11 protein-coding genes are annotated in these 13730 nt (G+C 72.0%); 5 read left to right on the top strand and 6 right to left on the bottom strand.

What is annotated here, in order from left to right:
- Nucleotides 1-243 precede the first annotated feature (243 nt).
- Entirely contained in the window at nucleotides 244-1491 is a 1248-nt protein-coding gene (locus tag ISP_RS17860) for a low temperature requirement protein A (protein ID WP_013225168.1), read from the top strand.
- A 104-nt stretch (nucleotides 1492-1595) separates the two neighbouring features.
- On the opposite strand, the gene ISP_RS17855 is transcribed toward ISP_RS17860, so the two are convergent.
- The gene (locus tag ISP_RS17855; protein WP_230468812.1) at nucleotides 1596-2132 is read right to left on the bottom strand and encodes a MarR family winged helix-turn-helix transcriptional regulator; all 537 of its coding nucleotides are present in this window, start codon (nucleotides 2130-2132) and stop codon (nucleotides 1596-1598) included.
- Nucleotides 2133-2197: 65 nt separating this feature from the next.
- Between ISP_RS17855 and ISP_RS17850 the strand changes: the two genes are divergently transcribed.
- The 3 genes from ISP_RS17850 (at nucleotide 2198) to ISP_RS17840 (ending at nucleotide 6084) form a co-directional block, all read left to right on the top strand.
- Nucleotides 2198-3991 (top strand): thiamine pyrophosphate-requiring protein, encoded by a 1794-nt coding sequence (locus ISP_RS17850; protein ID WP_013225166.1) that lies wholly within the window; start codon nucleotides 2198-2200, stop codon nucleotides 3989-3991.
- Between the two features lie 46 nt (nucleotides 3992-4037).
- Nucleotides 4038-5345 carry an SDR family oxidoreductase gene (locus ISP_RS17845; RefSeq protein WP_013225165.1) on the top strand — a complete coding sequence of 436 codons (1308 nt, stop codon included), beginning with the start codon at nucleotides 4038-4040 and terminating at the stop codon, nucleotides 5343-5345.
- 301 nt (nucleotides 5346-5646) lie between these two features.
- A complete protein-coding gene (locus ISP_RS17840) occupies nucleotides 5647-6084 on the top strand; it encodes a hypothetical protein (protein WP_013225164.1) in 438 nt (145 codons plus the stop codon).
- Nucleotides 6085-6087: 3 nt separating this feature from the next.
- On the opposite strand, the gene ISP_RS17835 is transcribed toward ISP_RS17840, so the two are convergent.
- From ISP_RS17835 to ISP_RS17825, 3 genes are read right to left on the bottom strand one after another with little or no spacing between them, the layout of a single operon-like run.
- Entirely contained in the window at nucleotides 6088-6900 is an 813-nt protein-coding gene (locus ISP_RS17835) for a hypothetical protein (protein WP_013225163.1), read from the bottom strand.
- Nucleotides 6897-7415, bottom strand: a complete 519-nt coding sequence (locus tag ISP_RS17830; RefSeq protein WP_013225162.1) for a SigE family RNA polymerase sigma factor — start codon at nucleotides 7413-7415, stop codon at nucleotides 6897-6899. Before ISP_RS17830 ends, ISP_RS17835 begins: the two co-directional genes overlap by 4 nt.
- 49 nt (nucleotides 7416-7464) lie before the next feature.
- Entirely contained in the window at nucleotides 7465-8622 is a 1158-nt protein-coding gene (locus ISP_RS17825) for a TetR/AcrR family transcriptional regulator (protein ID WP_013225161.1), read from the bottom strand.
- Nucleotides 8623-8791: 169 nt separating this feature from the next.
- Here ISP_RS17825 and ISP_RS17820 point away from each other — a divergent pair, with 169 nt between their 5' ends.
- Nucleotides 8792-9973, top strand: coding sequence for an oxygenase MpaB family protein (locus tag ISP_RS17820; RefSeq protein WP_013225160.1), 1182 nt, complete (start codon nucleotides 8792-8794; stop codon nucleotides 9971-9973).
- A gap of 21 nt (nucleotides 9974-9994) precedes the next feature.
- On the opposite strand, the gene ISP_RS17815 is transcribed toward ISP_RS17820, so the two are convergent.
- Both ISP_RS17815 and ISP_RS17810 read right to left on the bottom strand, forming a co-directional pair.
- Nucleotides 9995-11839: an RICIN domain-containing protein gene (locus tag ISP_RS17815; protein WP_013225159.1), complete on the bottom strand. Its 1845-nt coding sequence runs from the start codon at nucleotides 11837-11839 to the stop codon at nucleotides 9995-9997.
- A gap of 435 nt (nucleotides 11840-12274) precedes the next feature.
- On the bottom strand, nucleotides 12275-13717 hold the full coding sequence (locus tag ISP_RS17810) for an arabinofuranosidase catalytic domain-containing protein (protein ID WP_013225158.1): 1443 nt from the start codon (nucleotides 13715-13717) through the stop codon (nucleotides 12275-12277).
- Nucleotides 13718-13730: the final 13 nt, after the last annotated feature.

Genomic DNA, 13730 nt, shown 5'->3' with positions numbered 1-13730 from the left:
CCTCCGGCGTGCTTGTCAACCCTGCGCCGCGGCGTTTCGGAACGCCGAGATCGAATTATTTCCCAGACTCACGGATTGTGTTCCGACGGTCGCTGCTTGCACACTGTTCAAGGGTGTTCACGCAGCTCCGGGGCCCACCGAGGCACCAAAACGGGGCACGGCTTCGCACTGGCGGCAGAATTACCCGCACGGTCGGGTGGGGCGAATTCCGCCATTATTAGGACAGTGTGTTATTAATTCCCCGTGACCGATGTGGACGAAGGCGGCAAGCGGGTCGGCTGGGTCGAGCTGTACTTCGACCTGGTCTTCGTGTTCGCCGTGGGACAGGTGGCGCACGGCATCGTCGCGGACCCGCACTGGGCGCGCGCCGCCGCGGCGCTCGGCCTGTTCGCGACGCTCTGGTGGACGTGGATCGGCTTCGCCGTGCTGTACAACCGCCGCGGCGACGACAGCCGCGTCGCCGACCGGCTGTTCGTGCTCGCCGGCACGATCCCCTGCGGGATCGCCGCGACGCAGGCGCACCACGTCTTCGAAGGGCACCCGGCGATCTTCGCCGCGGCGATGGCCGCGGTCCGCCTGATCCTGGCCGCCGCGCACCGGTGGCCGCGCGACGGGATCGACCAGCGGCGGATCAGCGTGGGCTACGCGGTTTCGGCCGTCCTGTTCGGGGTCTCGGCCGCACTCCCGCACTCGTGGGCGTCGTGGGCGCTGTGGGCGGTCGCGCTGCTGCAGGAGGCGGGGTTCCTGCTGCTCGGCGACCACCGCGAACGGCGTCGCGGCGAGCGGCCCACGCGCGAAGCCCGGTGGCGGATCATGCTGGCACCGCCGCGCGACCCGAACCTGGCGGTCGACTCGGCACACCTCGCGGAGCGGTTCGGGCTGTTCATGATCCTGCTGCTCGGCGAGCTGGTGATCACGGTCGGCACGGCGGCACTGGAGCGACCGGCCGACGACCTCGGGTACTGGCTGGCCCTGGCCGGCGGGCTCGTCCTGGCGGGCGCGCTGTGGTGGGTGTACTTCTCCTCGGCGGCGGAGATCTACGAGCGGATGCTGGGGTTCTCGGGCGGCAACCCGGCGCTGGCGTATTCGCTGTACGCGGGCGGGCACCTGCTGCCGGCCTTCGCGCTCGTGCTGATGGCGGCGGGGGTGAACCTGTCCCTGGCCGAGTCCCCGCCCACCGCGGCGGTGTGGTTCACGACGGCGGGCCTGACGATCTACCTGGCCGGCACGAGGGTCTTCGCGATGGGGTCGCACCGCTGGTACTTCGGGCTGGCCCGGGTGGCGGCCCTGGCGGCGACGGCGAGCCTGGCGTTCCTCGACCGGCTGCTGCCGGCCCCGGCGGTGGTGCTGGTGATCGCGGTGTGGGCGGCCGGAACGGCCGCGGTGACGACAGTGATCCGCCGCCGGAGCCTCACCGACCTCGGCGACGACCCGGTGGCGTTCTTGAGGCAGGCCGCCGACCGGCACCGGGACAGCGGGTCCCGCGGCTGAGGAAGCGGCGCCCTCGGCCGGCTGGTCAGGTTCTGCGGAGACAGACCCCGAGCATCGCGGAAGGATACCCGCGATCCCCGCGGCCAAACTTCGTTTCGCCGGTTTTAGTTTGCGCGACGCAAAAGTGAACGCGAATCCGATTCGTCCGCTTCGACCGCTCCGGCAAACCGCTCGAACGCGGTGATCGCGGCCGCCCGCGTCGCCGGATCGAGCCGGCTCAGCACACCCGCCAGCACCCGGCGGCGATCGCGGTCGACGCGGTCCACGAGCTGCCGCCCCGGCCCGGCCGGCGCGAGCAGCGTTTCGCGCCGGTTGAGCGGATTGGGGGCCTTTTCCAGCAGGTTCAGCGCGACCAGCCGATCACACGCCCGGGTGACCGACGACGGGTTCATCGCCAGCTCGCGCGCCACCCGGCCCATCGTGACCGGGGTCCGGTCGACCACCACCCGCAGCGCGCGGAACTGGGTCAGCGTCAGCTGCTCGGTGTTCCGCTCGACGGTCGAGTCGGCGATCAGCACCATCGCCCGCAACGCCGCCAAAGCCGCGTCGGCGCCGTCGTGCTCCTGCCACGTTTGCGTCACGCAAGCATGATAGCCGCCGAAAGCGGGTACAGCGATTTCGTGAGCGCCGTCGGTGACCACGAAGGAGGCGCCCGGCGGGTCACGCGGCGCTCACCGAAGCGGCACGTACGCCAAAGGGAGTACTCATGAGCCAGACAGTCGGTGACTACCTGCTCCAGCGCCTGCGCGAATGGGGCGTGGAGCAGGTGTTCGCCTATCCGGGCGACGGCATCAACGGGATCGTCGCCTCGTTCGGCAAAGCGGACAACCAGCCCCGGTTCGTGCAGGCCCGGCATGAGGAGATGGCGGCCTTCGCCGCGGTCGGCTACGCGAAGTTCAGCGGCAAGGTCGGCGTCTGCATGGCCACCTCCGGCCCGGGCGCGATCCACCTGCTCAACGGCCTCTACGACGCCAAGCTCGACCACGTGCCGGTGGTCGCGATCGTCGGGCAGACCGCGCGCAGCGCGATGGGCGGCAGCTACCAGCAGGAGGTCGACCTGCAGGCGCTGTTCAAGGACGTCGCGAGCGAATACCTCGTCGAGGTCAACGTGCCCGAGCAGCTGCCGAACGCGCTCGACCGGGCCATCCGGACGGCCGAGGCGTCCCGCTGCCCGACCGCCCTGATCATCCCCGCGGACCTGCAGGAGGAGGCGTACTCGCCGCCGCAGCACGCGTTCAAGCAGGTGCCCTCCAGCCCGCCGGGCACGTCCTGGTCCCGGCCGGTGCCGGCCGAGGCCGACATCGACGCGGCAGCCGAGGTGCTCAACGCCGGCGAGAAGGTCGCCATCCTCGTCGGGCAGGGCGCCCGCGGCGCGGCCCAGGAGGTCCGCGAGGTCGCCGAGATCACCGGCGCGGGTGTGGCGAAGGCGTTGCTGGGCAAGGACGTGCTGCCCGACGACCTGCCGTGGGTGACCGGCTCGATCGGGCTGCTCGGCACCCGCCCGAGCTACGAGCTGATGCGCGACTGCGACACGCTGCTGATCGTCGGCTCGAACTTCCCGTACAGCCAGTTCCTGCCGGACTTCGGCCAGGCGCGGGCCGTGCAGATCGACCTCGACGGCCGGCTGATCGGGATGCGCTACCCGACCGAGGTCAACCTCGTCGGCGACAGCGCGGCCACGCTGCGCGCGCTCCTGCCGAAGCTGGCGAGCAAGCCGGACCGGGCGTGGCGCGAGACGATCGAGAAGAACGTCGCCTCCTGGTGGGAGACCGTCGAGAAGGAAGCCGCCGTCGAGGCCGACCCGGTGAACCCGATGGCGATCGTGTCCGAGCTGTCGAAGCGGATCCCGGAGAACGCCATCGTCACCGCGGACTCCGGCTCCTCCACCAACTGGTACGCCCGCAACCTCCGCATCCGCGGCGACATCCGCGGGTCGCTGTCGGGCACCCTGGCCACCATGGGCCCGGCCGTCCCGTACGCCATCGGCGCCAAGTTCGCCCACCCCGACCGGCCGGTGATCGCCCTCGTCGGCGACGGCGCCATGCAGATGAACGGCCTCGCCGAGCTGATCACCATCGCGCGCTACCACACCCTGTGGAGCGACCCGCGCCTCGTGATCTGCGTCTTCCACAACAACGACCTCAACCAGGTCACCTGGGAGCTGCGCGCGATGGGCGGCGCCCCCAAGTTCGAGGAATCCCAGACCCTGCCGGACGTCGACTACGCGAGCTTCGCCCTGTCCCTCGGCCTCGCCGCCGTCACGGTCGACAAGCCGGACCAGCTGGCTTCGGCCTGGGACACCGCGCTCACCGCGGGCAAGCCGGCGGTGCTGGACGTCCGCTGCGACCCGGACGTGCCGCCGATCCCGCCGCACGCCACCTTCGAGCAGGTGAAGTCGGCGACCGAAGCCGTGCTCAAGGGCGACCCCGACGCGTTCCACCTCGTCGTGCAGGGGGTCAAGACGAAGCTGCAGGAGTTCCTGCCCGGGAAGAACCGGTGACCACGATCGAGCGGGTCGGCGCCCGGGCGGTGGCCCGGAGGATGCCGTGACGCGCGGGGTCGCGGCGGCGCGGGCGGTGTGGGGCGGCGGGATCGTCCTCGCCTCGCGCTCCCTGCCGATCCCGCGGCAAGTGGCGCTGGCGTTGGGCATCCGCCACCTCGCCCAGGCCGCGGCCGTCCTGTGGCGGCCGAACGGCCTGCTGGCCCGCCGAGGCTGGACGATCGACGTGGCGCACGGCGTGAGCATGCTCGGACTGGCCGTGGTGACGCCGCGGTGGCGGGCCGCGGCGCTGGCGAACGCGGTGGTCGCGGCCGCTTGGGCCCGTGCGGCCCCGTACTGGAAAACGGAGGCAGTCATGAACCAGGTCGTCGTCGTGACCGGGGCCAGCGGGGGCATCGGCCGCGCGGTCGCGCGGGCGTTCGGGGCCCGGCAGGCCCGGGTCGCCCTGCTGGCACGCGGGAAGGAAGGCCTCGAAGCCGCCGCGGACGACGTCACCCGAAGCGGGGGGACGGCACTCGCCATCCCCACCGACGTCGCCGAATTCGACCAGGTCGACGCCGCCGCTTCCCGGGTGGAGCGGGAACTCGGCCCGATCGACGTGTGGGTGAACGTGGCGTTCACTTCGGTGTTCGCGCCCTTCGACGAGATCGAGCCGGACGAGTTCCGCCGCGTCACCGACGTGAGCTACCTCGGGTACGTCCACGGCACAATGGCCGCCCTACGCCGGATGAAGTCCCGCGACCGCGGCACGATCGTCCAGGTCGGCTCGGCACTGGCGTACCGCGGGATCCCGTTGCAGAGCGCGTATTGCGGTGCGAAGCACGCGATCCAGGGGTTCAACGAGGCCCTGCGCTGCGAGCTGCTGCACGACGGCAGCCACGTCCGCACGACGATGGTGCAGATGCCGGCGGTCAACACGCCGCAGTTCTCCTGGGTGCGGTCCAAGCTGCCGCACCAGGCCCAGCCGGTGCCCCCGATCTACCAGCCGGAGGTGGCGGCCCGCGCGGTCCTCCACGCGGCCGACCACCCGCGCCGCCGCGAGTACTGGGTCGGCGGCAGCACGGTGGGCACGCTGATCGCGAACGCCGTCGCGCCGGGCGTCCTCGATCGGTACCTCGCCCGGACCGGCTATCGGTCGCAGCAGACGGGAGCCGCGAAGCCATCGGACCAGCCGGAGAACCTGTGGGCGCCGGCGGATCGCGCGCGGGATTTCGGGGCGCACGGCCGGTTCGACGACAAGGCGACGCCCCGGAGTGCCCAGCTGTGGGCGAGCCGGCACCACGGCGCCGTCGCCGCGGCCGGAGGCGCCCTGGCCGCGACGGCGCTGGCGGTCTGGCGCCGGGCCCGGTCCTGACCGGGCTCAGGCCGCCCGGTGGCCACCGCGGGCAGTCAGGAACGCCCAGAACCCGCTTCGCCAGTCGCCGGTCGCAAGGGGGAGCGCGACGGCGCTCGAGACGAAGAACAGCAGCAACCACGCATGCGGCCCCTCTCCCCCGCACGCAGGTCAACGCCGATCGAACGCCCCGGTCACCGCGATCCGGTCGTCGTCGGTCATCGGCCGAAAGGACGAGGTCCCGGCCGCCGAACCGCCCCTTCGGCCGAGGTGACCCGGTCCCTCCTTCCCCTAGCTTGATCATCGGGTGGGAGGAGGGACCATGAAGTTCACCGCCAAGCGAGTCGCCGTTTCCGGCGCCGTGGCCGGGGTTGCCGTGGTCGCCGTCGGGGCCACCGTGATCGCCACCGCCGCGGATCCCGTCTCGCCCGAGGTCGTCAGCGCGGTCCCCGCCGACGCCGGGCACGGGGACGAAGGCAAGTACACCACCGGGGACTACGTGCTCAACGTGCACGAACTCGACGACGACGGCGACGGCATCACCACCGCCATCGGGCCGCACACCATGTACTACTCGAAGACCTTACACGGCAGCGGAAACCGGAAGGCCACGGTCGTCAAGTTCTCGGCCGGGCCGGACTCCGACGCGTCGATCGTCTTCAGCTACCCCGTTCCCGCGCCCGGCCGGGTCGTCGACTGCACGGCCTCCGGGACCGAGACCGCGCCGCAGGTGCGCTGCGAGACCAAACCCGCGAGGTGACGGTCAGCCGCCGTGGCCCGGGCCGGTGTTCGCCTCCGCGACCTTGGTGAACCCGGGCGGGACCTGCGGGGTGTTGACCGTCTGCACCAGGTCGGGCGTCCGCGGCAGGAACGCGAGGTCGCTCGTGGTCCGGCGGCCGTCCGGGTCGGTCGTGATCCGGTACACCGGCAGGTAAGTGGCGGAATCGACCCAGAGCTCCCCCCCGGGGTAGCCGAGCTTGATCACCTGGTGCCCCTGGTACTCACCCGAACCGGCGATCTCCGGCCCGCCGGCGCTGATCGACTTCTTGATCCGGTCGGCGAACGACGACCGCGGCGGCAGCGTGCCCGGCACGTACGCGGGCAGCTTCGTGTCCTCCGTCGAATAGGTGCGGTCCTTGTGGTTCACCGTGGTGTCCACGAGGTGCGCGTAGTGGTCGATCACCGGTGTGCTGTCCCACGCTTCGATCCGAGTGCCGCCGGTCCCGTAGACCCAGTACTGGCTCATCGTGACCTGGTCCTGGTACCAGACCGAGCCCTCGTTGTGGTCGACGATCCGGTAGACGGAGTCCGAGCCGCCGTCCAAGGCGGCCGAAATCCGCTCGACGACGTAGGCCGCGGTGCGGACTTCCGGGGCGCCACCGGGGTGGATGCCGGTGAGCGCGGCCGCCACCGCGACCGCCAGCACGCCGGTCCCGGCCGCGCCGCGGGTGACCAGGCTGCGCCGCCGCGCCCGGCGGGCCCGGCCGAGGACGACGTCGGGGTCGGTCCGGAAGGTTTCGCCGTCGACGGCCAGCCGGAGGTCTTCGCGGAGCCGGTTCTCCTGTTCGGTGTTCACAGCATCGTCCCCGTCCGGTCGAAGAAGGATTTGAGGCCGGCCAGCGCCCGCGAGCTCTGGCTCTTCACGGTGCCCGTCGAGCAGCCCAGGACCGCCGCCGTCTCGCGCTCGGACAAGCCCTCGAGGTAGCGCAGGACGACCGTCGCGCGCTGCCGCAACGGCAGCGTCAACAGCGCCTGCCGGAGCCCGTCGCGCCGGATCACGTCGTCGGACGGGTCGGCCACGGCGGGTTCGTCGGCGAACTCCGCGACCGGCACCGAGCGCTCCCGCCGCCGCCACCGCCCGCGCACCTCGTTGAGCAGGATGCGCCGGACGTAGGCCTCCGGGCTGTCGGCCTGCCGCACCCGCCGCCAGTGCTGGTAGACCTTGACCAGCGTGTCCTGGACCACGTCGTCGGCCAGGTGCCGGTCACCGCAGAGCAGGTACGCGCTCCGGTGCAGCGGCGTCCCCCGGCTGCGCACGAACTCGCGGAACTCCGCGTCGCGGCCGGGCTCGGCGTCCTCTGTCTGCTTCACACCGGGATAGATGTGATCCTGCGCCGGAAAGTTGTCACCCGGGCGGAGATCACAGGCCGAGGGCGCTCACGAGCAGGGCGGCCACCGCGGCGCGGTGCTCCGGGCGGTCGGCCCACCGCAGCCGGCGGCCGGCCTCGACCACCACGCCGAAGCCCGCGTGCACCAGCACCCGGGCCTGGCGGGCATCCAGGTCCGGGCGGGCTTCGCGCAGGTGCTGCTCCCACACGGCGATGTGCTCGCGCTGCGCGGCGACCAGCGGGCGGCGCAGGCCGTCGGGCAGGCCGGCGATTTCCGCGTTGGCCACGCTGTTGAGGGCACTGTGCTCGAAGCTGTACGCCACGTACGTCGCCGTCAGGGCGCTCAAGGCGCCGTGCGGATCGGTGGTCCCGCGCAGGTTGTGCTCGACCGCCTGGGCCAGCAGCCCGGCGGCCTGCAGGCAGGCCGCCGCCAGGATGTCGGCCTTGCCGGGGAAGTAGCGGTAGAGCGCGGACGGCACCAGCCCCACCGCCTCGGCGATCCGGCCGTTCGTCACGGTGGCGAACCCGTCCCGTTCGAACAGCGGGACGGCGGCCGCGAGGATCTCCGACCGCCGGGTCCGGGGCACCGGCGGGGCGGGGATCTCGACGAGGGGCGCGTGCGCCGCGGCGGGGCCGGTGGCGGCCACCCGCAGGGCGGCGGCCCGCAGCAGTTCCCCGACCCGGCGCTGGGCCATCGCGTTGTGGTGCGTCGTGACGGATCCGATGGCCCCCAGCGCCGCCACGGCCCGCAGGTGCTCGCCGGGCCACGGGTGCTCGCGCCGCACCGCCGCCGCCACGCGCTCGACGACGTCCGCGAACTTCCCCGCGAGCAGCCGCCGGTCTTCGCGCTCGAGATACCGGGCCTCCCACCGGTACACGCCCCCGGTTTCCCGGTGGGCGACGGTGACCCGGGTGACGGCGGCGAAGATTTCCGCGAGGGACGCGTCCGGGGCGACCTCGGCGAGCGCGGCGACGAGCCGGTCCGCCATCACGTTCGCGCACGCGGCGAACAGCGCGTACTTGTTCGGGAAGTGCCGGTACAGCGCGGCCGCGGTGATGCCCACGCGCGCCGCGATCTCGTCCATGGACGCCGCGTGGTAACCGCGCTCGCCGAACACGGCGGCCCCCGCCTCGACGATGAGCTGCCGCCGGTTGCGGGGCCGGACGGCCGCGGCCGGCTCGGCGGTCACCGCGGCCGCCGGGGCGAGGTGCGCGGGGCCATGCGTGTCAGTCAACCACAGGCGGGCGGGGTCTTGCCGACCCGCGAGTCACCTTCTATGTTAATGAGGAATCTCCTCTCAAGCACCGCTCATGAGCACTCTGACCGGCTACTGCCTACCGAGGAAGCTAGGTAAGTAAATGAGCAATCTCAGCAGGAGGAACGCACTTTCGCTCGGCGTCGCGCTGGGCCTGGTGGGCGCGGCGAGCGTCGTCCCGGCCTGGGCGTCGACGGCCGCGGCCGACCCCTGGTGGGTCTGGGACGACGAGGTGGATCGCCTGATGGCGGGCGTCCTCGACACCGGTGGGGTCCCCGCGGTCAACACCGCCCTGCGGTCGTGGGTGGACAACGCCGACCCGCTGCCGTCCGGCCTGCCCGCCGACCTCGCCGCCTGGCTCCAGGGCGTCAACCGGCTGCCGTCCTGGGCCGACCCCGTCAAGCTGCGCCGCGCCGCCGACTTCAACCGGCGCAAGGACACCTACCTGTTCGTCCTCTACGGCCTCGGCAGCGGCATCATGAGCACGGTCATCCCGCGGGAGGCCCGATCGGTCTACTGGTCCGCGGGCGGCGCCGCCATGCAGGACCGCGCGGCCAAGACGTTCACCTTCGGCTACGACCTGAGCGAAGCCGGCGCGTTCGAGCCCTCGGGCCAGTTCGTGGTCACGGCCAACAAGACGCGCCTGGTGCACGCGGCCGTGCGGCACCTGCTGCCGCAGTCGCCGCACTGGCGGGCGGTGGCCGACGAGCGGGTGCCGATCAGCAACGGCGACATCCTGGTCACCTTCCACAGCCTCGGCACCTTCGTGCACCGGAAGCTCAAGGAATGGCACGTCCCGATGTCCGCCGCGGACGAGGACGCCTTCCTGCACCAGTGGCAGGTCGCCATCCACCTGCTCGGCGTCCGCGACGAGTTCATCCCGCAGACGTGGGCCGCGGCGGACACGCAATCGGCCCAAGTGCTCACCCCGCTGCTCGCCCCGACACCCGAAGGCAAGCAGCTCGCCGCGGACCTGCTCGGGCTGACCGCCCAGATCGACCTGGGCGTCACCCGCGGTTTCCTGAACGAGTTCGTGCGGTACGTGCTGAGCAACGAAGTCGGCGACTGGCTCGGCCTGCCGCGCGACTACGCGGCGGCCACCCTGATCCGCACCGGGTGGCCCGCGTACATCGCCTTCCGGGAAGGCCTGCTGCCCATCGCCCCGGCGGCGTTCCACCTCTTCGACCAGTTCGTCCGCGCGCTCGCCATGCTGTTCCTCAACAAGGGCACGTCCCCGACGAGCACGCCCATCACGATCCCGGCCGGAAACCGGCCCGGCGCCTGAAAAGCGCCGGGCCTGCCGAGGTCAGGCCGGTCCCCGGCCCCACAGCCGCCAGGTCTGGTTGAGGGGGCTGTTCTGGCTGACCGGCTTGCACGTCCACTGGATCACCGCGCCGCGGGCGGCCGTGGAGACCCCGCTGACGTCGACGCACTTGCCGCTGTGGCGGGCGACGAGCTGGTAGTCGTGGGGGTCGTTGCCGCCGTAGGTCACCCGGCGCGGCGAGAACTGCTGGTTCGTGGCGCCGTCCGTGCAGGTGCGCTGCTGGACGGCGGCACCGTCGGCGGCCGAAGCACCGGCGACTTCGAGGCACTTGCCGCTCTGCTGGTTGACGATCGCGTAGGCGCCCGGGACGCCGGCCACCGGCCGGAAGTTCCACTGCTGCTGAGCTCCGCCGTCGCAGACGTCCTGCTGCTGCCGGTTGCCGTCGGCGGTGCTCAGGTCGGTGTTGTCCAGGCACTGCTGGGAGTGCTGGGCGACGGCGACGGACTGGAAGCCGCCGTCCGACGGGGGCAGCAGGGTGATGCTCAACGCGTCGTCGATCGTGGTGTGCGGCAGGTTCACGGTCACGGCGTTGCCGGATACGGCAGCCACGGAGTCCTGGATGGTGACCGGGCTCTGGACCGCGGCCCCGCCGTTGTAGGGAATCCGCTGGACGATGACCCGCACCTGGTTGTTCTGGACGACGCCGGAGGTGGTGTCCAGCCGCTGCAGGGCGACCGCGACGTTCCCGGTCGTGCCACCGCCGCCGACCAGGACCTTCGCCATCCCGGCCGCCTTCGTGGCGAAGGGGTCGTAGCCGGGGCTGGGCTTGGTGGCCACGAGCTGACCGGTCTGCGAGGCGTAGAAGCGGTAGGCCCACCACTCGCCCTTGGGCTGGTACCGGCCCGAGGAGGTGCGGACGAGCAGGTTGGCGAGGTCGTTGTGCAGGTTTCCGGCACTCGCCCAGTTGGCGCGCAGCCCGTCGGCGCCGGCCCGCTCGAGCCGGGCGATGTACCAGGCGCCGTCCCCGGGGTTCTGCTCGTTCGACGCGCCGTATTCGTTGATCTGGTAGGGCCGCGGGTGCGGGATGCCGCGCGAGCCGAGTGACGCGTCGGCCGCGGCGACGTTCGCCACCGGGTCACCCGGCAGGGAGTGCCAGCTGACGATGTCCGGCACCGTGTTCGAACCGCGGACGAAGTCGAGGTACTGCGTCCACCAGCTCCCCGCGGTCGAGGGGACCCCGGCGAGGCTGGGGCCGACGATCGCCTGCGCCGGGAAGGCCGCCCGGATGCGCTGGTACGCGCGCTGCCACATGGCGAAGTACTGGCTTTGTGGCCGGTTCCAGAACAGCGAGATGTTGGGCTCGTTCCAGATGTCCCACTCCACCGGGGCACCGGTCGCCCGGACGTCGCCGATCAGGCGGGTGAGGAAGTTGTCGTAGTCGGTCCAGTCGCCGTTGTCGCCGGGGAACCGCGAAATCGGGTAGCCGTCGGCGCCCCAGAGGTCGTGCACGAGCAGGACGAACTGGCCGCCGAGCGAGCGGGTGCGCAGGAGCTGGGCGCGGGTGGCGTTCCAGCGCCGGTCGTACTTGCCCGACACCCAGCCGCCCGGGCTGTCCAGCTGCGCTCCCCCGGCCCGCATCGCCTGGAAGTTCACGTCCCGGTAGAAGTGGTCGGGCGGCCCCGACGCGTTCTCGGTCATGCCGTAGATCCACCCGGAGGCCCGGTACGTGGGCGCGCCGCCGGCGGCGGAGAAGTCGACCGAGACCGACTCGTCCGCGGCCTGGGCCGGCGCGGGAAGGGCCACGGCGGAAGCACCGGTCAGTGCTCCGGTGATCAGGAGGGCGGCCAGGCCACGGCGGACGCGGGGCCGCTGGCGCGAGAGGTCCACAGACGACTCCTTTGGCGGTGGACGTGCGGGGGACGAGCCGGGCGTCGAACCGGTTCGACCAGCAATGAACGTACGCTGCAGAGAATTCAGCGACAATCGGCCGAATGGAGGCGAACCGGTTCGGCGGGGCTATGGCCACGAGATGGGTCCAGCGCGGTGAACCACCACCCCGAAGCCGGATTGTGACGACGGACGGTAGCGCCGCGTCAAGGCGGGAAAGCGTGCCTTGACCCGGCACCACCGTCCGCGTTCTGGCTTCGGATCGGGGTGGGGGGGAGGTCTGGATGGGGGGCTGGCCCGGGGGGTCTGGGCCCCGGGGGCTGGGCGGGGTCGCGTCGGCGCAGACCTGGAGCTTCGGGTGGTGGGTTCACCGAAAGGGGCTTCCCCCGCGTCGCCAAGCCGCGGGGAAAGCCCCTTCCGTCCGCTCCAGCGGCTTTACCGGTAGCCGGCGGCCACCACGTTCGCCTGCACCGCGTTCTCGGTTGCGTCCGACGGGTAGCCCGCGACCATCGCCCCTTCGTAGAACGTGCCCGCGCTCAGGTTCGCCCCGCCGCCAGGCTTGCAGCAGTCGCCGCCGCTGCCCAGGATGATCGCGCCCTGCTTCTTCATCGGGCTGTAGCCGCCGGGGAGGGCGCCGTCCCACATGGTCGTGAGGTTGCCCGACTGGGCGTTGCTGCCCTTGAGCGCGAACCGGGATGTGCCGTTGTTCTTCAGCATCGCCGTGACGAACTTGCTCGGCAGCGCCCGCTGGTTCGGGTTCCACTGCTGGCTGCCGCCGGGGTACAGCCCCCACTCGAGGTCGGCCTGGACCCACGGGCCCGAGCCCTGGCAGCCGCCGAACCAGCACTCCGTGCCGAAGTTGATCGCGTCCATCGCGCCGGCCGCGTCGGCCTTCCGGGTCGTTTCGCTGTTGCCGTAGTCGAAGCAGCAGCCGCTGTTGACGTGCGTCCCGCTGGTCACCATGTACATGCCCTCGGGAGCGCTGCCGGTCGGTACCCCGGTCGCGTGGCCGTCGCGCCAGTAGCTGTTGCCCGGGTTGATGTACAGCGAGTACGCCTTCGAGCCGCCGACCGTGAGCGGCTCCGACGTGGCTTTCGCCGGACTGCTCTGGTTGGACCCCGGGACCACGCTCGATCCCTGGTACCACAGGTCGTTCCCGCGTCCGGACTGGTCGTAGACCACGGTGATGACGCAGGAAGTGCCGGTGCAGAAGGAATCCTGGGCGGCCGCGTCGGCGGTGCCGCCCGCCGCCCGGACGCCGATGTTCCGGGTCGTGTTGTCCGACGAGCGCCGGACCTGGTACAGGTTGCCGGCGTAAGTGCCGTAGAGCGCCCGGGCCGTGCTGTGCGCGGCGACGCACGGGGTGCCGCCGGACGCGTAGATGTCGCACGGCGCCGTGCCGGACGGGGGCGGCGGGGTCGTCCCGGCGCTCCACTGCTGGTTGCTGCCGCCGTGGCAGGTCCACAGGACGACCGCGGTGCCGTTGGCCGTGCCGGCGCCGGTCACGTCCAGGCACAGCCCCGACTGGACGCCGCTGATCGTGCCGTCGGCGTTCTGCCGCCACTGCTGGTTCGCCCCGCCGTGGCACGACCAGATGATCGCCGCCGTGCCCGGCGAGGTCCCGTTGCCGGAGGCGTCCACGCAGCGCGTGCCGCTCATCGTCCGCAGCTCACCCGCCGCGGTGAACTCGTACGCCTGCCCGGCTCCCCCGGTGCAGTCCTGGATCTCCAGCGTCGCTCCCTGGGTGTCGGTGCCGCCCTTGACGTTCAGGCACCGTCCCGACGCCGCGCTCACCAGGGGTGCCGGCGCGGCCGAGGCCGGTATCGCCCCGGCCAGCGCCGTCACCACCATCGCGGCCACCACCACGAACACGCGCACGATTCCTCCTCGG

This window comes from Amycolatopsis mediterranei, from assembly GCF_026017845.1.
Classification (GTDB): Bacteria; Actinomycetota; Actinomycetes; order Mycobacteriales; family Pseudonocardiaceae; genus Amycolatopsis; species Amycolatopsis mediterranei.
This window is presented reverse-complemented; position numbering and strand designations above follow the sequence as displayed.